The sequence below is a fragment of the Caulobacter sp. KR2-114 genome (assembly GCF_049446115.1).
In the GTDB taxonomy this organism is placed as follows: Bacteria; Pseudomonadota; Alphaproteobacteria; order Caulobacterales; family Caulobacteraceae; genus Acaudatibacter.
The window spans coordinates 318,170-335,450 of the sequence record NZ_JBMSEC010000004.1 but is presented as its reverse complement, the minus strand read 5'-3'; the positions used below and the strand labels follow the sequence as shown (position 1 = coordinate 335,450).

The 17,281-nt window shown below is 72.4% G+C and carries 19 protein-coding genes; 7 read left to right on the top strand and 12 right to left on the bottom strand.

All coding sequences use genetic code 11. From position 1 onward, the window contains the following. Nucleotides 1-8: 8 nt before the first annotated feature. From ACO2Q3_RS16820 to ACO2Q3_RS16810, 3 genes are all read right to left on the bottom strand, one after another. The gene (locus ACO2Q3_RS16820; protein WP_423308577.1) at nt 9-638 is read right to left on the bottom strand and encodes a DsbA family protein; all 630 of its coding nucleotides are present in this window, start codon (nt 636-638) and stop codon (nt 9-11) included. Continuing rightward, nucleotides 635-1,315: a thioredoxin domain-containing protein gene (locus ACO2Q3_RS16815; protein ID WP_423308575.1), complete on the bottom strand. Its 681-nt coding sequence runs from the start codon at nt 1,313-1,315 to the stop codon at nt 635-637. Before ACO2Q3_RS16815 ends, ACO2Q3_RS16820 begins: the two co-directional genes overlap by 4 nt. A 113-nt stretch (nt 1,316-1,428) precedes the next feature. Beyond that, nucleotides 1,429-1,992 carry a DUF721 domain-containing protein gene (locus ACO2Q3_RS16810; protein WP_423308573.1) on the bottom strand — a complete coding sequence of 188 codons (564 nt, stop codon included), beginning with the start codon at nt 1,990-1,992 and terminating at the stop codon, nt 1,429-1,431. Between the two features lie 21 nt (nt 1,993-2,013). Between ACO2Q3_RS16810 and mutY the strand changes: the two genes are divergently transcribed. Next, on the top strand, nt 2,014-3,081 hold the full coding sequence (gene mutY, locus ACO2Q3_RS16805) for an A/G-specific adenine glycosylase (protein WP_423308571.1): 1,068 nt from the start codon (nt 2,014-2,016) through the stop codon (nt 3,079-3,081). A gap of 158 nt (nt 3,082-3,239) precedes the next feature. On the opposite strand, the gene ACO2Q3_RS16800 is transcribed toward mutY, so the two are convergent. After that, a complete protein-coding gene (locus ACO2Q3_RS16800; protein WP_423308569.1) occupies nt 3,240-4,319 on the bottom strand; it encodes a site-specific DNA-methyltransferase in 1,080 nt (359 codons plus the stop codon). Nucleotides 4,320-4,409: 90 nt separating this feature from the next. Here ACO2Q3_RS16800 and ACO2Q3_RS16795 point away from each other — a divergent pair, with 90 nt between their 5' ends. Then, nucleotides 4,410-5,240 (top strand): aminoglycoside phosphotransferase family protein, encoded by an 831-nt coding sequence (locus tag ACO2Q3_RS16795; protein WP_423308567.1) that lies wholly within the window; start codon nt 4,410-4,412, stop codon nt 5,238-5,240. Between the two features lie 196 nt (nt 5,241-5,436). Here ACO2Q3_RS16795 and ACO2Q3_RS16790 read toward each other — a convergent pair whose 3' ends face one another. From ACO2Q3_RS16790 to ACO2Q3_RS16780, 3 genes are all read right to left on the bottom strand, one after another. Beyond that, nucleotides 5,437-6,516, bottom strand: a complete 1,080-nt coding sequence (locus ACO2Q3_RS16790) for a DUF2332 domain-containing protein (protein ID WP_423308565.1) — start codon at nt 6,514-6,516, stop codon at nt 5,437-5,439. A 62-nt stretch (nt 6,517-6,578) separates the two neighbouring features. Next, on the bottom strand, nt 6,579-7,196 hold the full coding sequence (locus tag ACO2Q3_RS16785) for a ribonuclease HII (protein WP_423308908.1): 618 nt from the start codon (nt 7,194-7,196) through the stop codon (nt 6,579-6,581). 8 nt (nt 7,197-7,204) lie between these two features. Further along, nucleotides 7,205-7,843 carry a DNA-3-methyladenine glycosylase I gene (locus ACO2Q3_RS16780; protein ID WP_423308563.1) on the bottom strand — a complete coding sequence of 213 codons (639 nt, stop codon included), beginning with the start codon at nt 7,841-7,843 and terminating at the stop codon, nt 7,205-7,207. Between the two features lie 199 nt (nt 7,844-8,042). Here ACO2Q3_RS16780 and ACO2Q3_RS16775 point away from each other — a divergent pair, with 199 nt between their 5' ends. Then, a complete protein-coding gene (locus ACO2Q3_RS16775) occupies nt 8,043-9,224 on the top strand; it encodes a hypothetical protein (protein WP_423308561.1) in 1,182 nt (393 codons plus the stop codon). A gap of 12 nt (nt 9,225-9,236) precedes the next feature. Here the strand turns inward: ACO2Q3_RS16775 and ACO2Q3_RS16770 are convergent, their stop codons facing one another. The 3 genes from ACO2Q3_RS16770 to ACO2Q3_RS16760 all read right to left on the bottom strand — a co-directional run bounded on the left by ACO2Q3_RS16770 (nt 9,237) and on the right by ACO2Q3_RS16760 (nt 11,105). Beyond that, nucleotides 9,237-9,728 carry a hypothetical protein gene (locus tag ACO2Q3_RS16770; protein WP_423308559.1) on the bottom strand — a complete coding sequence of 164 codons (492 nt, stop codon included), beginning with the start codon at nt 9,726-9,728 and terminating at the stop codon, nt 9,237-9,239. An 88-nt stretch (nt 9,729-9,816) separates the two neighbouring features. Continuing rightward, nucleotides 9,817-10,275 (bottom strand): GNAT family N-acetyltransferase, encoded by a 459-nt coding sequence (locus ACO2Q3_RS16765; protein WP_423308557.1) that lies wholly within the window; start codon nt 10,273-10,275, stop codon nt 9,817-9,819. Further along, nucleotides 10,272-11,105, bottom strand: coding sequence for a YgfZ/GcvT domain-containing protein (locus ACO2Q3_RS16760; RefSeq protein WP_423308555.1), 834 nt, complete (start codon nt 11,103-11,105; stop codon nt 10,272-10,274). The genes ACO2Q3_RS16765 and ACO2Q3_RS16760 overlap by 4 nt, the downstream gene beginning before the upstream one ends. Nucleotides 11,106-11,169: 64 nt before the next feature. On the opposite strand from ACO2Q3_RS16760, the gene ACO2Q3_RS16755 reads away from it, so the two are divergent. Then, nucleotides 11,170-12,204: a glycosyltransferase family 9 protein gene (locus tag ACO2Q3_RS16755; RefSeq protein ID WP_423308553.1), complete on the top strand. Its 1,035-nt coding sequence runs from the start codon at nt 11,170-11,172 to the stop codon at nt 12,202-12,204. Nucleotides 12,205-12,220: 16 nt separating this feature from the next. Beyond that, nucleotides 12,221-13,555: a dihydroorotase gene (locus ACO2Q3_RS16750; protein WP_423308551.1), complete on the top strand. Its 1,335-nt coding sequence runs from the start codon at nt 12,221-12,223 to the stop codon at nt 13,553-13,555. Nucleotides 13,556-13,750: 195 nt separating this feature from the next. On the opposite strand, the gene ACO2Q3_RS16745 is transcribed toward ACO2Q3_RS16750, so the two are convergent. Further along, a complete protein-coding gene (locus ACO2Q3_RS16745) occupies nt 13,751-14,437 on the bottom strand; it encodes a MarC family protein (protein ID WP_423308549.1) in 687 nt (228 codons plus the stop codon). A 48-nt stretch (nt 14,438-14,485) separates the two neighbouring features. Between ACO2Q3_RS16745 and pyrF the strand changes: the two genes are divergently transcribed. Both pyrF and ACO2Q3_RS16735 read left to right on the top strand, forming a co-directional pair. After that, a complete protein-coding gene (pyrF, locus tag ACO2Q3_RS16740) occupies nt 14,486-15,238 on the top strand; it encodes an orotidine-5'-phosphate decarboxylase (protein WP_423308547.1) in 753 nt (250 codons plus the stop codon). A 38-nt stretch (nt 15,239-15,276) separates the two neighbouring features. Further along, complete coding sequence (locus ACO2Q3_RS16735; RefSeq protein ID WP_423308545.1) at nt 15,277-16,284, top strand: MBL fold metallo-hydrolase; 1,008 nt, start codon at nt 15,277-15,279, stop codon at nt 16,282-16,284. 9 nt (nt 16,285-16,293) lie between these two features. On the opposite strand, the gene ACO2Q3_RS16730 is transcribed toward ACO2Q3_RS16735, so the two are convergent. Continuing rightward, nucleotides 16,294-17,271, bottom strand: coding sequence for a hypothetical protein (locus tag ACO2Q3_RS16730; protein WP_423308543.1), 978 nt, complete (start codon nt 17,269-17,271; stop codon nt 16,294-16,296). Nucleotides 17,272-17,281 lie beyond the last annotated feature (10 nt).

Genomic DNA, 17,281 nt, shown 5'->3' with positions numbered 1-17,281 from the left:
GGGGCCTCCTATTTGCGGCGTGACGCCTGGGCGATCGCCTGGCCGAGCGCGGCGAGCGTGGTCTCGCCCTCGATGTGCTTGCCGTTGACCACGAAGGTGGGCGTGGAGTTGACCCCGTCTTCCTCGGCCTGTTTCGCCCGCGCCTGCAGCGCCTTGATCTGGCCGTCGTCGTGCAGGCAGGCGTTGAACTGGTCCTCGGTGAGGCCGGCGTCCTTGGCGATCTTCACCAGCGGCGCGTAGGCGTCGCCGGACTGCATGATCTGCGCCTGGGCGCGGTAGACCCCGTCGACGACCTGGAAGTAGCGGCTCGGCCCCGCGCACCGCGCCAGCAGGAAGCCGGCCCCGGCCAGGGTCGGGTTGCCGGTGATCATCTCGCGATAGACGAACCGCACCTTGCCGGTGTCGACATAGGTCTTCTTGAACTGCGGCCAGACCTCGACGCCCCAGGCCGCGCAGTGCGGACAGCCGACGGAGGCGTATTCCACCACCGTGACCCTCGCCTTGGGATTGCCGAGGCTCATGTCGTCGCGCGCGGGCGCCGGCGACGGCGCCGCGATGGCTGCGCCGGGCAGGGGCGCGGCCAAGGTCGCGGTCAGCGCCGCGGCCGCCAGGGCCAGGGCGAAGGCGCGGCGGATCATTGCGCGGGGGCCGGGCTCGCCGCGCCGGCGGCGGACGAGGACGGACCGGCGGCGCCCGTGGGAATCGGCTTGCCCTGTTCGGCGGCGGTGACGGCGGCGTCCAGGTCGGCGATGCTCATCTCGCCGTCATGCAGCGTGCCGTTGATGATGAAGCTGGGGGTGCCGGTGATGTGGTCGCGCTGCATGTTGGCGTCGACCCGGGTCTGCATGGCGGTCAGCGCCTTCTCGTCGGTGACGCAGGTGTTGAACTGCTGCTCGGTGAGGCCGGCGGACTTGGCGATGGTCAGCAGGGTGTCGCGCGGCTGCTGCACCAGCTCGGGGTTGGGCATGGCGGCGAACGCGGCGTCGACCACCTGGAAGTATTTGTCCTTGCCGGCGCAGCGGGCCATCAGGAAGCCTGCCGCCGAGATGTTCGACGCCCCGGTCAGCGCCTCGCGCAGCACATAGTGCACCCGGCCGGTGTCGATGAACTTGGTCTTGAACTGCGGGAACACCTCGTTGTTCCACGTGGCGCAGTGCGGGCAGCCCAGCGAGGCGTACTCGATGATCGTCACCTTGGCGTTGGCCGGGCCCAGGCTCATGTCGTCGCTGGTGACCGCGCTGGTCGTGCTCTTCTGGCAGGCCGCCAGCGACAGGCTGAGCGCCAGGCCGGCGAGGAAGGTGGCGATGACGCGCATACGGAGGGTTCCCTTTCAGGGCTCGGAGACGAAGTAGAGCGCGATTCCCCGAAACCTCGAAAGTCCGGGCCGCGCGGGGTTCGGGGCTTAGTGACGCAACTGTGGCGGCGCTTTCAAGACCTGCGCGTTTCCCGCCGCAGCACCTCGCGCCCCAGCCGTGTAAGGGCCGCTTTCAGAGGGCCGTCCGGCAGCTCGGCCAGATCCCGATGCAGGTCGCGCTCCTTCGCCGCGTCCAGCGGCGGCAAGGCCTTGCGGCGCAAGGCAGCGGCGTTCGGCGCCTCGGCCCGAACGTGGCCGCGCAGGGGGCCCTGGATGATGCGCAGCTTGCCCACCGCGCCGGCGCCCAGGAACAGGTTCACCCGGGACATGATGTCCTGCGCCTGATGCTGGATCAGGGCGGCGCTGGGCCCCTCCACCCGCACCTCCAGCGTCGCCGGCCCGCCGGTGCGCGGCTTGACCAGCTTGCTGGGCTCCGTGCGGCGAGCCACCGCCTGGCCGACGATCTCGCTCCAGCGCGCCTTCAGCCCGTCGGCGCCCTGGCCGAACTTCTTGTCCAGCTCGCGGATCAGCGGCGCCAGGCTGCGGCCGGCCTGCGGCGGGGGGCGCGGCAGCGGCCGCGAGCGCTTGCGGCCCAGGATCTGGGCGGCTTCCTCGGTTGTGGGCAGCGGCCGGCGCATGAGGCCTATATAGAACCCCCGATGAGCGCCGTCGCCCCGCCAGATTCGTCCCTGCGCCAGCGCCTGCTGGCCTGGTACGACGCCCAGGCCCGCGACCTGCCCTGGCGGGTGCGCCCGGCCGAGCGGGCGGCCGGGCAGCGGGCCGACCCCTATCGGGTGTGGCTGTCCGAGGTGATGCTGCAGCAGACCACGGTGCCGCACGCCACGCCCTATTTCCTGGCCTTCACCCGGCGCTGGCCGACGGTGAGCGACCTCGCCGCCGAGGCCGACGGCGAGGTGATGGCCGCCTGGGCCGGGCTTGGCTACTACGCCCGCGCCCGCAACCTGCTGGCCTGCGCCCGGGCGGTGGCCGCCGATCATGGCGGCGTCTTTCCGGACACAGAGGACGGCCTGCGCGCCCTGCCCGGGGTCGGCGCCTATACCGCCGCGGCCGTGGCGGCGATCGCCTTCGACCGGCCGGCCAACGTGGTCGACGGCAACATCGAACGGGTGATGGCCCGCCTTTTCGCCGTCGAGACGCCACTGCCGGACGCCAAGCCCGAGCTGAAGGCGCTGGCGGAGCGCTTCGTCACCGGCGAGCGTCCCGGCGACTGGGCCCAGGCGCTGATGGACCTGGGCGCCACCGTCTGCCGGCCCAAGGCGCCGCTGTGCGAGCGCTGCCCGATCGCCGAGGGCTGCGCCGCCCGTCGCGTCGGCGATCCGCAGACCTATCCGCGCCGGGCGCGCAAGGCCGACCGCCCGCGCCGGCGCGGCCTCGCCTATGTGATCTGGCGTGGCGACCAGGTGGCGCTGGTGCGCCGCCCGCCGAAGGGTCTGCTGGGCGGCATGCTGGCCCTGCCCACCAGCGCGTGGGCGCCGACCGCCCCGGCCGCGGAACCGGGCGCCGAAATGGGAGAATGGCGCGACCTGGGCGAGGTCGAGCACGTGTTCACCCACTTCGCCCTGACCCTGGGGGTGCTGGAATCGCAGACCGCGCCGGCGCCCGACGGCGTGATCTGGCTGACAGGGGCAGAGGCCGAAGCGGCCATGCCCTCGGTGTTCGCCAAGGCGTTGCGCCTCAGCCTGAAGGGCCAGGCGCGGCTGCTGTGACCTCTTCCCTCCCCAAGAGGGGAGGGACAGATCGCGCAGCGATCAGGGTGGGGAGGTGAGGGGCCGCGCGCCCAAGCCCATGAGTCCGTTGACCTGGCAGGCGTTCCCCACCCTGGCGGCTGCGCCGCCTGTCCCTCCCCAAGAGGGGAGGGCGGAACTCAGGCCGCCTTTTCGGCTCGCACCCGGGCGCGCAGCACATCGATCGGGGCCAGCCCCTTGTCGGTGCGGATGTGCCAGTAGGTCCAGCCGTTGCACGCCGGTTGCGACTGCACCAGGGCGCCGACCTTGTGGATCGAGCCGGTCATGTCGCCGACCACCAGGCTGCCGTCGGCGCGCACCTTGGCCGACAGCTTGCCCTTGGGACAGTAGACCGTGTCGCCGGGGTTGAGCAGGCCGGCCTCGACGATCTGTCCGAACGGCACGCGCGGCTCGGACTTCTTCGAACCGGTGACCTCCAGGTCCGACAGGTTCACCGGCACGACCTTGGCGATGCGGGTCTCGGCCAGGGCGGCGTAGCGCGGCTCGCGCTCGATGCCGATGTACTTGCGGCCCAGCCGCTTGGCCACCGCCCCGGTGGTGCCCGAGCCGAAGAACGGATCCAGGATCAGGTCGCCCGGGCGGCTGCTGGCCAGCATCAGCCGGGTGAGCAGGGCCTCGGGCTTCTGGGTCGGATGGCCCTTGGCGCCGGTCTCGTCCTTGATCCGCTCCTCGCCGGTGGCCAGGGGGAAGGTCCAGTCCGAGCGCATCTGCACGTCGTCGTTGGCCATCTTCATGGCGTCGTAGTTGAAGGTATAGCGCCGCGCGCCGCGGCCCTTGGCCGCCCAGATCAGGGTCTCGTGCGCATTGGTGAAGCGCGTGCCCTTGAAGTTCGGCATCGGGTTCGACTTGCGCCAGACCACGTCGTTCAGGATCCAGAACCCCAGGTCCTGCACGGCGCAGCCCACGCGGAAGATGTTGTGGTAGCTGCCGATCACCCACAGCGCGCCGTCGTCCTTCAGCACCCGGCGGCATTCGCCCAGCCAGGCGCGGGTGAAGCGGTCGTACTCCTCGAACGAGGCGAAGCGGTCCCAGTCGTCGTCCACCGCGTCGACCTTGGAGTTGTCGGGCCGCAGCAGGTCGCCGCCGAGCTGCAGGTTGTACGGCGGATCGGCGAACACCAGATCCACGGAGCGGTCAGGCATCGCCTTGAGCGTCTCGATGCAATCGCCGACGATGATGCTGTTGGGCCGAAGGTCCATGTGCGCCTCTGGAAGATGACTCCGCAGAGTCGCCCCGGCGTGGTGAAGGCGGCGTTGCGAAACGTGGTGAACGGGGGGTTAAGCGCGGCCATGCGGCTCGAGGCGGATCTGGCGGCGGTGTTCGAGCCCTGGCTGGCGCTCTGGGGGCTGGAGCCCGACGGCGCGCCGATCGTCACCCCGTCGTCGAAGCTGCTGCCCGTGCGCCGCGGGCGCGAGGCGGCGATGCTGAAGGCGGCCATGCATGCCGAGGAAATCGCCGGCCACGCCCTGATGGGCTGGTGGGCCGGGCGCGGCGCGGCGCGCCTGCTGGCGGCGCAGGCGGACGCCGTGCTGCTGGAGCGGGTGGTCGGCGAGCGGTCGCTGGCGACGATGGCGCAGGCCGGCGAGGATCTCGCCGCGATGACGGTGCTGTGCGATGCCGCCGCCGCCCTGCACGCCCCCCGCGCGGCGGCGCTCCCGCCGACGCTGGTTCCGCTCGCCCGCTGGTTCCGGGCGCTGGCGCCCTCGGCGGACAAGCGCGGCGGCGTGCTGGGCAAGGCCTTCGCCATATCGCAAGGCCTGCTGGCGGATCAGCACGAGGTCGGTCCGCTGCACGGGGACATCCACCACGGCAACATTCTCGATGGCGGCGCGCGCGGCTGGCTGGCGATCGATCCCAAGGGGCTGCTCGGCGACCGCGGCTACGACTACGCCAACATGATCTGCAATCCGGGGCCGGAACCGTCGCAGGACCCGGCCCGGATCGCCGCGCGCGTCGACCTGGTCGCGGACCGCTCCGGCCTCGGCCGCGAACGCCTGCTGCGCTGGCTGCTGGCCTACTGCGGCCTCTCGGCGGCCTGGACCCTGGACGGCGACTGGCAGGGCGATGCCCGCCCGGCGTTGCGGATCGCGGAAATGGCGGCGGGGTGGCTGGGGGCGTGAGATGATCTGCTGCGGCCGGCTGCCCTCTCCACCACCGGGCTACGCCCGGCGGTCCCCCTCCCCCGTTTCACGGGGGCGGAGACGAGGCGTCGAGGCCGTCTCTCCTCCCCTGCGCAGCGAAGCGTAGCGGGGGAGGGGGACCGTCCGGCGGAGCCGGAGGGTGGAGGGGGCAAGGCCTGGCAGCGGGTCTGCGGGCCTATCCCAGCCACTCCACCCACGCCCCGTGCGGGTGCGCATGCCCCAACAGGCGGTCCTCGCCGCCGGGCCAGAGGGTGAGGCGCAGGTCCATCAGGGCGAGGTTGCCGGGCTGGGCTTCCATGCGTAGCCAGGCGAAGGGGGCGTCGGCGGTCGCCCGCTCGCCCAGGCGCTGAATGGCCGCTGTGAGGGCCGCCTGGTCCTCGGGCGGCATGTAGACCCAGAACACCGAGTGGAACAGCACGGTGGCCGCCCCCGCCTCGGGAGCGGCGCGGCGCTCGACCCAGGTCAGGGCGTTCGCGGCCTCGACGGCGAGATCCGCCGCCCGCACCGCCTCGATGGCCGCCTCGACGCGCGCCAGGCGCTCCAGCTGGTCGGGCCAGATGTAGGCCTGCAGCCGCCGGCGGGCGATCGGGTCGCGCACGTCCACCGGCGCGCGGTCGCAGGCGCCGCGCTCCACGACCCGCGCCCTGGTCGACAGCGGCGGGGCGGGGCCGCGCCAGTCGGTGTCCAGCCGCACGGCGGCGGACGCGTCGCCCCAGCGGCCGACCGCGCCGCCGAAGTCGTAGTGGTATTGGTCCCAGAGGCTGTTGAGCCCGGCGCTGGCGGCGATCTCGAAGCAACGCAGCGGCAGGCCGGTCTCCGCGGCGACAGTGAGGAATCCGGGCAGCAGGGCGGCCGAGCGCCGGGTCTCGTTGGTCTGCGGCTCGTGGCTCATGAAGGCGGCGAGGCGCGCCTGCTGGCCGGCCATCAGGGCCAGGGCCTCGCGCCAGGCCGCGCCCGCATCGCCGGCGGCGCCAGGCGTGGGATAGTGCGCCGCCAGGCCCGGCGCCGCGCCGCTCAGGGCCAGGTCGTGCAGCGCGCCCAGCAGCCGCAGCGGGACGGCGTCGGCCATCTGCGCGCGGGCGTCGCGTCCCGTCCAGGGCGCGAACAGGGGCGCGGTGGGGCCGCCGGCGGCCAGGTCCTCTGCGGCCAGGCGCAGGATCTCCGCGGAGAAGGCCGAGCCCAGCGCCTGGCAGGCGCCGGACTGGAAGCGCAGGGCGGTCACGGCGGGATCTTCAGGTGCGGTGTCGTCGCTCATGACGGCGACATCAGCGCGGGCAGGGCCGGCCGGCAATCTTGATTGCGACGGTCAAGTCGCGGCTATTCCGCCGCGATCACCTGCACGTCGGCGCCCGCCGCCATCAGCGCCCGCAGCGGCGCCCAGGTGGCGCGGTGGGCGGGGCAGGGGCCCAGCGCCTTCAGCGCCTGCTGGTGCGCCGGCACGCCATAACCCTTGTGCTCGGCGAAGCCATAGCCGGGGTGCGCCGCGTCCAGCTCGACCATCGCCCGGTCGCGCGCGGTCTTGGCCAGGATCGAGGCGGCGGCGATCGAGGCGCTGGTGGCGTCCCCGCCGATTACGGTGCGCACCGGGCAGGGCAGGTCGAAGGCATAGTTGCCGTCGACCAGGGCGAAGGCCGGCAGGGTGCTCAGCGCCTCGACCGCCCGGCGCATGGCCAAGCCGGTGGCCCGAAGGATGTTGAGCTCGGCGATCTCCTCGACGCTGGCGAAGGCCACCGCCCACGCCAGGGCGCGATGCTTGATCTCCGGTTCCAGGGCGTCGCGCTGGCGCGCGGTGAGCTTCTTGGAATCGTCCAGACCCGCGATCCGCGCCCGCGGCCTGAGGATCACCGCGGCGGCGCTGACCGGGCCGGCCCACGGGCCGCGGCCGGCTTCGTCGACTCCGCAGACCGGGGCGGGGCAATCCTTCTCCAGGCGCATGTGAGGCATCAGGCGCCCGCCCCGAGGCCATTGTGTGGTGGATGATCGTGGGCCAGGCCGGCGACCTCGGCGTGACGGAAACAGGTGGTCACGTGGTCGTTGACCATGCCGACCGCCTGCATGAAGGCGTAGACGATCACCGGGCCGCAGAACTTGAAGCCCCTGGCCTTCAGCGCCTTGGCCATGTCGACGGCGACGGGGGTCTGGGCCGGCACCTGGCCGACGTGGTCCCAGGCGTTCTGGATCGGCTTGCCGCCGGTGAAGTCCCACAGGAAGGCGGTGAAATCCTCGCCCCGCTCGCGCATGTCGAGAAAGATCCGCGCCCCGGCGATGGCCGCGTCGATCTTGGCGCCGGAGCGGATGATGCCGGCGTCGGCCAGCAGCCGGGCGCGGTCCGCCTCGCCGAACCGGGCCACCACCTCGGGGTCGAAGTCGGCGAAGGCGGCGCGGAACGCCTCGCGCTTCCTCAGGATGGTGATCCACGACAGGCCGGCCTGGAATCCGTCCAGCACCAGCTTTTCCCACAGCGCGCGCGGGTCGTACTCCGGCACGCCCCATTCCTCGTCGTGATAGGCGACGTACACCGGGTCCTTGGGATTGGCCCAGGAACAGCGGTGGCCCTCGGCCTCGTAGAATCGCACGCCCATGCCGACCTCCCGACACGGCAAGGCCTAAAGCCGAACGGCGGCCGGGTGAAGGGCGACGTGTCAGCAATCCACGGCAAATCGCGCGCGGCGCCGCGCTTCGAATTGCCGCATCCGCCGCGCGCGCCGCATTAACCGCCACACGTCAAGGTCGTGGTCCTGCAACGCGACCATGCCGGCCGCCACTCGACCCTCGGAAGCCATGGCCAGTTTCGCCTGCCTCAGAGTCCTGACCCCATCGGCGCTGAGCCACCGCGCCGACCTGCCGGGGCTGGTGAACAAGTTCGCCGCCGCCTTCCTGGAGCGCCGCTGGGCGTTTCCCAGGCGCTTCGAGCTGCTGGGTCCTTGCACCTTCCTGCTGATCGAGCCGCGCGGCGGGCCGCTCGACCACGACCAGCTGCGCGACATGGCCATCGACCTGCAGCTGCGGCTGTTCGGCGCCGAAGGCGACGGCGAGGTGACGCTGGTGGCCTTCGAGGGCGTGGCCGCCGAGGTCGCCCGCTTCGCCGCCCTGTCGGCCGAGGAGCTCGACGGCATCCTGGAGGGCGCCGCGTACCGGCCGCCGTTCGTGGGGCGGCTGTCGCGCATCACGGCGGACGAGGTGGTCGGCGTGCCGATGGTCGACGCCGAGGAGGACGCCTCGCCGCCGCCGCCGCGGCGGCGCGCGACGTCGGCGGTCGAGCCGACCTTCTTCGGAGTCTACTTCACGCCCCGCCGCCAGTTCGTGGGCAGCGCGGTGATGGCGCGGGACGACTGCTTCAACATCCAGGAAGGGGCGTGCCCCACCGACGACCAGTCGGCGCGGGACTTCGACGTGCGGGCTGTGACCGCGGTGCGCCGCGCCCTGGAGATGCTGCCTGGCCGGGCCGGCCTGCTGTTCACGCCGATCTGCTACGCGGCGCTGATTCACCGGGCGGAGCGGGGGCGCCGCGCCGAGATCCTCGACGCCCTGCCCGAGGACCGGCGTCAGCAGCTGGCGGCCGTGGTCTACGACACCCCGCGCCAGCCGTCCTACAGCGCCATGCCCGTGCTGCGCGACTTCCTGCGGCAGTACTTCAGCAACATCGACCTGCAGGTCTGCGACCCGGACTTTTCCGTCGAAAGCCTGCCGATGGGCGCGGTGAACAGCGTCACCTTCGTGCTGCCGGACACCGACACGGCGACGCGGGTCGCCGCGATCCGCCGCTTCAGCCGCCGGCGCGACGCCTTCAAGGCCCGGCGTGTCTGGCCGGCGATCACCAATGTGCGCACCCACGCCGAGCTGGAGTTCTGCTGCGCCTCCGGCGTGCCGTTCGTCACCGGGCGGGCGGTCAGCGCCCCCCTGGAGCGGCCGCCCAGCCTGCCGAACCTGGCGCTCGAGGCCCTCCCGCTACGAGCGGCCTGACGTTTCAGGTCGCTAGCGCCGGCGCCTGGGCGCCAGGTACAGCTGGTCGGCGGTGCGGATGGGGTCGATGTCGCCCAGGTCGCGCGCCAGGTCGGCCCGGTCCGCCGGATCGGCGCAGACGAAGGCGTATTCCGAGGCCCCGACGGTGCCGGGGATCACCTGGGCCACGGGACCGGGCAGGTCGAGGTTCGACTTCAGCTGGCCGTCGCCCCGGTACTGCACCGTCTTCAGCGCCTGGAAGCGGTCTTCCCCGCAATAGAAGGCGGCCCAGGTCAGCACGGTCTTGATCTTGTGCTTGCCCGTGCCCTTGCCCTCCAGCACCCGGGTGGTCCACGCCAGCCGGGCGCCGTCGTCGGCCTCGGCGATGCGCGAGACGTCGACGAAGTCGAAGGTCGACTGGCCCGCGCCCAGGAACCAGTAGTCGGCCCGGGCCAGGGCCGCGGTCGGCGCGAGCGCCAGGCCGGCCGCCAGGGCCGCGCCGCCAAGTGTCGCCAGTCGCCTCATCCGATCCCCGTCGCCGGCCCGCTGATTCGCTGGAGTCTCGCGCCGCGATCCTTGCCAAAGCGTGGCCAGGCGTCGTCGGCCGGCCCCGTCACAGCAGCTTGCGGTAGACCAGGAAGCCCGACAGGTCGGCCACCTGGTCGTACAGCCGGCGTGCGGTGGCGTTATTTTCGCGCGTCTGCCAGTAAACCCGCGGACTGCCCGCCGCCCTGGCCTCGGCGTAGACCGCCTCGATCAGCGCCCGCCCGACCCCGCCGCCGCGCGCCTCGGCGCTGGTGAACAGGTCGTGCAGGTAGCAGACCGGCGAGATCGAGGTGGTGGCGCGGTGGTAGAGGTAGTGGACCAGGCCGACCAGCCGCCCGTCCCGCTCGGCGACCAGGGCGTGCATCGGCTCATAGGCGTCGAAGAACCGGCTCCAGGTCGCCGCCGTCACCGCCGGATCCAGCGCCGTCGGACCGACCCGCTCGTAGAAGGCGTTGTAGCCGTCCCACAGCGGCAGCCACTGGGCGTGATCGTCGCGGCGAAGCGGGCGGACCAGGACCGGGCTCATCCCGGGTCGGCCGGGGCCAGCGCGGCCTGCAGCCAGCCGGGGAAATCCACCCGCGCGGGGCGGCCGTCGGCCAGGGTCAGGTCGCCCTGAAGCCGGTCAAGGCGCACCGAGGCCATGGCCCGGCCGTCGACCCCGGACAGCACCTCGCCGGCGCGCAGGGTCCCGTTCAGCAGTTCCGACCCCGGTTCGGGCGCGGGGCCTTCGAAGGTCACCGGCGCCATGCGGCTCTTGACCGTGCCCCGCCGCTTCATGCGCGAGGTGGTCTCCTGGCCGACGAAGCAGCCCTTGCGGAAATCGATGCCGCCCAGCAGGTCGAAGTTGGCTTCCACGGGATAGGTCTGCTCCACGCCCCAGTCCGCCGGACCCGGGGCGCCGCAGGCCAGCACGTGGGCGGCGTAGTCGGCCGCGTCGGCGGGCGCGGCGTCCACCGGCGGCTCCAGGCCGTAGCCGCGCCAGCCCAGCCCCGGCAGGCGAGGGTCCACGGCCCAGCCCTCCGGCGCGGCCGCCGCCCCCCACAGCGCGCGCACCGGCATCTCCGCGGCCTCGATCGTCACCTTGGCGCGCAGGCGGTACATCGTCAGCCGCCGGATCAGCGTCTCCCGCACCGCCGCGGCGCAGTCCACCAGGCAGTCGTCGCCGCAGCCGACCAGGAACAGGTCGTACAGCAGCCGGCCCTGTGGGGTCAGCAGGGCGCTGAAGCGGGCCTCGCCGTCCTTCAGCGTCTCCACGTCCTGGGTCACCAGGCCCTGCAGGAAGGAGCGCCAGTCCGGCCCGCCGAGGATGATCAGCGCGCGGTCGTCGAGGGTGGCGGCGGAAGCTTGTGTGGACATGCCGGCAATGTGGCCGTCAGCGCCCCTGGGCGCCAGGGGTCATCCGCCTATAGAATCAGCGGCCATGGCGCCTCGCCCCTTCCTGATTCTCTTCGTCACCGGCAGCCGCATCGGCGACGCCGTGCTGTCCTCGGGTCTGGTGAGGACGCTGGTCGACGAGATCCCCGGCGCGCGCTTCACCGTGGTCGGCAGCGCCCTGACCGTCCCGCTGTTCGCCGACACGCCCGGCCTCGACCGGCTGATCGTGATGGACAAGGAAAAGCGCTCCGGCCACTGGTTCGGCCTGTGGCGGCAGGTGCGCGGCAAGCGCTGGGGCCTGGTGGTCGACCTGCGGGGCTCGGCGATCGCCGCCGCCCTGCGGCCCAAGCGCCGGGCGGTGCACCGCAAGAGCGCCACGCCGGCGCACAAGGTGATCGAGGCGGCCCGGCTGCTGAAGCTGGAGGCCGATCCGCCGGCGCCCTTCCTGTTCACCAGTCCGGAGACCGAGGCGCGGGCGGCGGCGATCACCGCCGGCCCCGGGCCGATCCTGGCCATGGCCCCGGCGGCCAACTGGGTGGGCAAGACCTGGCCGGTGGAGCGCTTCGCCCAGGTGGCCCGTCGCCTGATCGGCCCGGGCGGGCCGATGGCCGGCGGCCGGCTGATGGTGGTGGGCGGCCCCGGCGACACCGCCGCGTGCGACCCGCTGCGCGCCTCCGTGGGCAAGGACCGCTGCATCGACCTGGTCGGCCGCGAGAGCCTGACGGTGGTCTACGCCGCGCTGAAGCGGGCGCGCCTGTTCATCGGCAACGACTCCGGCCTGATGCACATGGCCGCCGCAGCCGGAACGCCGACCCTCGGCCTGTTCGGCCCTTCCGACGAGGACCTCTACGCCCCCTGGGGCCCCAAGGCGCGGGCGCTGCGCGGCACCCGGACGTTCGAGGAGATCAAGGCCCTCGACCCGACGCTCAGCCAGGCGATCACCCACATGATGGACCTGTCGGCCGACAGCGTGTACGGCGCCGCCGTCGCCCTGCTGGACGACACCGAGCCTGAGATCGAGGTCGCGACCGCGATCGAGATCCAGAGCGACACGGAGGCCGACGAAAGCCTCCCCGAGTGAGAGAGGCTTCAAGGCAGTGCCCCAGACCTTCGACCTGATCGTGCGCGGCGGCGAGGTGGTCAACCACGCCGGCCGCGGGATGGCCGACATCGGCGTGATCGGCGGCAAGTTCGCCGCCATCGGCGACCTGTCGCAGGCCTCGTCCGGCGAGGTGTTCGACGCCACCGGCCTGACCATCATGCCGGGCGTGATCGACAGCCAGGTGCACTTCCGCGAGCCGGGTCTGGAGTGGAAGGAAGACCTGGAGACCGGCGCCCGCTGCGCCGTGCTGGGCGGGGTCACCGCCGTGTTCGAGATGCCGAACACCGAGCCCACCACCACCGACCCCGACGCCCTGGCCGACAAGCTGGCCCGGGCGCGCGGGCGGATGCATTGCGACCATGCCTTCTACGTCGGCGGCACGCACGACAACGCCCGCTTCCTGGGCGAGCTGGAGCGGCTGCCGGGCTGCTGCGGCATCAAGGTGTTCATGGGCGCCTCCACCGGCACCCTGCTGGTGCCCGACGACGAGGGCGTCGGCGAGATCCTCAAGCACATCAACCGCCGCGCCGCCTTCCACTCCGAGGACGAGTACCGCTTGGCCGAGCGCCGGCCGCTGGCGCGCACCGGCGACTGGACCAGCCACCCGGAGGTGCGCGACGCCACCTCGGCGATCATGTCCACCCGGCGGCTGGTGCGGCTGGCCAAGGGGCTGGGCAAGCGCATCCACGTGCTGCACGTGACCACGGCGGAAGAGATCGCCTACCTTGCCGACCACAAGGACGTGGCCAGCGTCGAGGTCACCCCGCAGCACCTGACCCTCACCGCGCCGGAGGCTTACGAGCGGCTGAAGGGCTACGCCCAGATGAACCCGCCGATCCGCGAGGCCTCGCACCAGGCGGCCCTGTGGCGGGGGATCGAGATGGGCGTCGCCGACGTGCTCGGCTCCGACCACGCGCCGCACACCAAGGAGGAAAAGGCCCGCCCCTATCCGGCCTCGCCGTCGGGCATGCCGGGGGTGCAGACCCTGCTGCCGATCATGCTGACCCACGTCGCCGCCGGCCGCCTGACCCTGGAACGCCTGGTGGACATGACCAGCCACGGCCCGCAGCGGATCTTCGGCCTGGCCGACAAGGGCCGCATCGCCGAAGGCAACGACGCCGACCTGACCATCGTCGATCTCAAGGCCCGCCGCACCCTGCGCCACGAGGACATGGCCACCCGCTCCGGCTGGACCCCGTTCGACGGCATGGACGTCACCGGCTGGCCCAAGGCCACCATCATCCGCGGCAAGGTGGTGATGCGCGACGACGAGATCGTCCTGCCCCACGCCGGCGAGCCCGTGCGGTTTCTGGAGACGCTGGGGAGCTAGGGGGCGCGCCAACCCTCCTCTGTCATCCCGGAATTCGCGCAGCGAATATCCGGGACCGCGGCAGGAGGCGGCGCCCGCTACGGCCGTACACCGGCAGCGCTTCCGGCGGTCCCGGATAAGCCGCTGGCGCGGCTTTCCGGGATGACAGTCAGAAAAGAGGGGGCGCTACAAAGAGGGGGCGCTACGCCCGCCCCCTCACTGGTACGGCGTCGCCACCCCGCGGCGCACCAGGTTGAACGTCGAATCCGCCAGGCCCTGCAGGATGAACTGCACCGCCATGGCGCAGAGGATCAGGCCCAGCACGCGGATCACGATCACCATGCCGATGCGGCCGAGCACCCGGGTGATCCAGCCGGTGGACCAGAAGGCCACCAGCACGCTGGCGGCGATGGCGGCGATGGCGACCAGGCCGAAGGCGATCCCCTCCCAGCCATAGGCCTTCGCCTCGCCGGCATAGATCACCGCGGTGGAGATCGCGCCCGGGCCGATCAGCAGCGGCATGGCGAAGGGCACGATCATGCCCTCGAAGCGCTTGCGGGCGTAGGCGCGGGTCGACAGCTGCTCCACCTCGTCGCCGGCCTCGGTCATGGTCTCGGCGGTGTCGCCGCGCGCCATGTCCAGCCCCATCAGCAGCAGCAGGATGCCGCCGGCGATGCGGAACGCCGGCAGGGAGATGCCGAAGAACTGCAGCAGCGCCAGGCCGGTCAGGTAGAAGAAGCTCATGAACACCAGGGCGAACAGGGCGATGTAGGCCGCCGTCAGCCGCCGGCCCGCCGGGGGCGCGCCATGGGTCGCCGCCGCGAACAGCGGCACGTTGCCGACCGGATCGATCAGGGCGAACAGGGCGACGAAGAAATTGACCGCGAATTCGGCTGGGTTCATTCTGTCGGCTTAACCGAAATCGCCAAGCTTCGCACTCGGGGAGCCACCATGTCCGCCGCCCTGCGCCCGACCCTGCCTGCCGAAGACACCGGATTGAGCGACGCGGGGGGCGTCGCCGATCCGCGCCTGATCATTCCGCTCGACCTGCCTACCCGCGCCGAGGCCGAGGAGATCGTCGAGGCGCTGGGCGACGCGGTCAGCTTCTACAAGATCGGCCTGCAGCTCTTCGCCACCGACGGCATGGCCATGGCCCGCGACCTGCGCGCCCGGGGCCGCAGCCTGTTCCTGGACTGGAAGCTGCACGACATCGGCACGACGGTGGAAAAGGCCGCGGCCGCCATCGTCGCCACCGGCGCCTGCGACCTGCTGACCGTGCACGCCCACCCCCAGGTGCTGAAGGCGGCGGTGAAGGGCCGCGGCGGTGACCGCCAGGCGAAGATCCTCGGCGTCACCGTGCTCACCAGCCTGACCGGCCAGGACCTGGCCGAGATGGGCTACGGCATGGGGGTGGAAGCCCTGGTCGAGCGCCGCATCCGCCAGGTGCAGGACGCCGGCGCCGACGGCGTGGTGGCCAGCCCGCACGAGGCGGCCCTGGCGCGGCGCATCGGCGGGCCGGACTTCCTGGTGGTGACCCCGGGCGTGCGCCCCGACTGGGCCGACAAGAACGATCAGGCGCGCGCCGCGACGCCGGCCGAGGCCCTGGCCGCCGGCGCCAGCCACATCGTCTGCGGCCGGCCGATCACCGCCGCCGCTGACCCGCGCGCCGCCGCCCTGCGCGTGGTGGCGGAGATGCGCGGCTAGCGACTGGTCGCGCGCCGGCGCTGCGACTATTCAGGGCTATGCGCCGCTTTCACCTGCCCGCCCTGCTGTCCGCCGCCCTCGTCGCCGCTGCGGCGCCCGCCCCCGCAGCGCCTTCGCGCGACAGCTTCGACATCGTGGTTCTCGGCGCGCGCGGCGGGATCGAGGACGGCAACCTCACCAGCTTTCTGATCCGGCCGCGGGGCGACGACGGGTTCCTGGCCTGCGACGCCGGGACCTTGACGGCGGGCATCGAGGCGGCCGACCGGCGCGGCGCCTTCGCCGATGTGAAGCCGCCGCCCGGCGCGGCCACCACCCGCGTCGGCTACATCTTGACCGAGCGGGTGAAGGGCTATCTGATCAGCCACGCCCACCTGGACCATGTCGCTGGCCTGATCGTCGCCTCGCCCGAGGACTCGAAGAAGCCGATCTACGCCCTGGCCTCGACCCACGCGAAGATCGCCGGCTCGTACTTCAACCATGACGCCTGGGCCAATTTCGCCGACACGGGCGCCGAGCCGCGCCTGGGCAAGTACCACTTCGTCGACCTGGTTCCGGGCGAGGCCACGCCGGCGACGGGCACGGCGATGAGCGTCACCGCCCTCCCGCTGGCCCACGGGCCGGTGGAATCGACCGCCTTCCTGCTGCGGTCGAAAGATGCGTCGATGCTGTGCTTCGGCGACACCGGCGCCGACCGGACGGAGCACGCCCAGCGGCTGCACGCGGTCTGGTCGGCGGTGGCCGACGACGTGCGCCATCACACGCTGAAGGCCATCGTCATCGAGGCCTCGTTCCCCAACAGTCAGCCGGAGACGGCGCTCTTCGGCCACATGACGCCGAAGCTGCTGCTGGAGGAACTGCACGACCTGGCCGACCAGGCCGGCGGGCCGCAGGCGCTGCGCGGCCTTCCGGTGGTGGTCAGCCACATCAAGTACAGCTTCAAGGCCGGGGAACGGCCTCAGGCGGTGATCCGCCGCGAGCTGGAGGCCGGCAACGACCTCGGCGTGCGCTTCATCATCCCCGAACAGGGCGACCGCTACCGGTTCTGAGGCGCGGGCTCAGTGCCCGCAGCCGCAGCCGCCCTTGTGGCCGCCGCCGCCGTGGTGACCGCCGCCGCCGTGGCCATGGAAGCCGCCGCGGAAGCGGATCGAGACGCTGGCGCTGGCGTGCGCCGAGGCATGGGCGAAGGCGTGGGCGCCGGCCGAGCCGCCGACGAACGCGTAGCCGCCCCCGCCGCCACCGCCGTCATAGTCGGGGAAGCCGCCAACGCCGCCGCCGTCACCCAGGAAGAAGCTGTTGTCGACCGCCACCTCCCCCACGCCGGGGCACAGCGGCGCAGGCCGCCAGCCGGCCGGGACGCGGTCGTCCAGCCGCCGGCACGGCGGCGGGGCGAACCGGGCGCCCTCCTCGCGGTAGGACCAGCCGCCGCCATGGACCTCGCTGTGGGCGTAGCCGTAGCTGTGCGCGCTGCGATAGGCGCGGGCGTTGCCCTCGTCGCGCGCGTCGCTGTAGCCGTAGTGACCGCCGGAGGCCCCGTAGCCGCCGGACCGCGTGTAGCCGGAGTGATCGAATCCTTCGGCCTCGTGCGCCCCCATGCCGTGGGCGCGGGCCCAGGCGCCGCTGAGGTCGTAGCTCTGCTCGCTGTAGCCGCCCGAGCGCTCGTAGCTGGAGCCGTAGCGGACGCTCGAGGACGACGAGCCATAGCCGCCGGACTGGCCGTAGGCCTGCTGCCCATAGCCCTGTTGCCCATAGCCCTGTTGGCCGTAGCCGCCCTGATAGCCGTCGTCGTCACGATACGAACGCTGATCGTCCTGACGGCCGTAGTCCTGGTCGCTGTACCCCTGGCCACGGTATCCCTGGTCGCCGTAGCGATCCTGATAGCCGCCGCCCTGGGAACTTCCCCCCTGATAGGCGGCGCCGTGCGCCGACCAGCCGCCCTGGGCGCCGTAGCGCGCGCCGACGCTGCAGTCGCAGGCGAGGGCGGTGGTGGAGGCGGCGAGGGCGACGCCGGCGATCAGCAGCTTGGCGAGAGACATCAGGGCGGAC

What these genes read in the sequence shown, in the direction of transcription:
- ACO2Q3_RS16820 (WP_423308577.1), bottom strand. Translation starts at nt 638, where the DNA reads ATGATCCGCCGCGCCTTCGCCCTGGCCCTGGCGGCCGCGGCGCTGACC.
- ACO2Q3_RS16815 (WP_423308575.1), bottom strand. Translation starts at nt 1,315, where the DNA reads ATGCGCGTCATCGCCACCTTCCTCGCCGGCCTGGCGCTCAGCCTGTCG.
- ACO2Q3_RS16810 (WP_423308573.1), bottom strand. Translation starts at nt 1,992, where the DNA reads ATGCGCCGGCCGCTGCCCACAACCGAGGAAGCCGCCCAGATCCTGGGC.
- mutY (WP_423308571.1), top strand. Translation starts at nt 2,014, where the DNA reads ATGAGCGCCGTCGCCCCGCCAGATTCGTCCCTGCGCCAGCGCCTGCTG.
- ACO2Q3_RS16800 (WP_423308569.1), bottom strand. Translation starts at nt 4,319, where the DNA reads ATGGACCTTCGGCCCAACAGCATCATCGTCGGCGATTGCATCGAGACG.
- ACO2Q3_RS16795 (WP_423308567.1), top strand. Translation starts at nt 4,410, where the DNA reads ATGCGGCTCGAGGCGGATCTGGCGGCGGTGTTCGAGCCCTGGCTGGCG.
- ACO2Q3_RS16790 (WP_423308565.1), bottom strand. Translation starts at nt 6,516, where the DNA reads ATGAGCGACGACACCGCACCTGAAGATCCCGCCGTGACCGCCCTGCGC.
- ACO2Q3_RS16785 (WP_423308908.1), bottom strand. Translation starts at nt 7,196, where the DNA reads ATGCGCCTGGAGAAGGATTGCCCCGCCCCGGTCTGCGGAGTCGACGAA.
- ACO2Q3_RS16780 (WP_423308563.1), bottom strand. Translation starts at nt 7,843, where the DNA reads ATGGGCGTGCGATTCTACGAGGCCGAGGGCCACCGCTGTTCCTGGGCC.
- ACO2Q3_RS16775 (WP_423308561.1), top strand. Translation starts at nt 8,043, where the DNA reads ATGGCCAGTTTCGCCTGCCTCAGAGTCCTGACCCCATCGGCGCTGAGC.
- ACO2Q3_RS16770 (WP_423308559.1), bottom strand. Translation starts at nt 9,728, where the DNA reads ATGAGGCGACTGGCGACACTTGGCGGCGCGGCCCTGGCGGCCGGCCTG.
- ACO2Q3_RS16765 (WP_423308557.1), bottom strand. Translation starts at nt 10,275, where the DNA reads ATGAGCCCGGTCCTGGTCCGCCCGCTTCGCCGCGACGATCACGCCCAG.
- ACO2Q3_RS16760 (WP_423308555.1), bottom strand. Translation starts at nt 11,105, where the DNA reads ATGTCCACACAAGCTTCCGCCGCCACCCTCGACGACCGCGCGCTGATC.
- ACO2Q3_RS16755 (WP_423308553.1), top strand. Translation starts at nt 11,170, where the DNA reads ATGGCGCCTCGCCCCTTCCTGATTCTCTTCGTCACCGGCAGCCGCATC.
- ACO2Q3_RS16745 (WP_423308549.1), bottom strand. Translation starts at nt 14,437, where the DNA reads ATGAACCCAGCCGAATTCGCGGTCAATTTCTTCGTCGCCCTGTTCGCC.
- pyrF (WP_423308547.1), top strand. Translation starts at nt 14,486, where the DNA reads ATGTCCGCCGCCCTGCGCCCGACCCTGCCTGCCGAAGACACCGGATTG.
- ACO2Q3_RS16735 (WP_423308545.1), top strand. Translation starts at nt 15,277, where the DNA reads ATGCGCCGCTTTCACCTGCCCGCCCTGCTGTCCGCCGCCCTCGTCGCC.
- ACO2Q3_RS16730 (WP_423308543.1), bottom strand. Translation starts at nt 17,271, where the DNA reads ATGTCTCTCGCCAAGCTGCTGATCGCCGGCGTCGCCCTCGCCGCCTCC.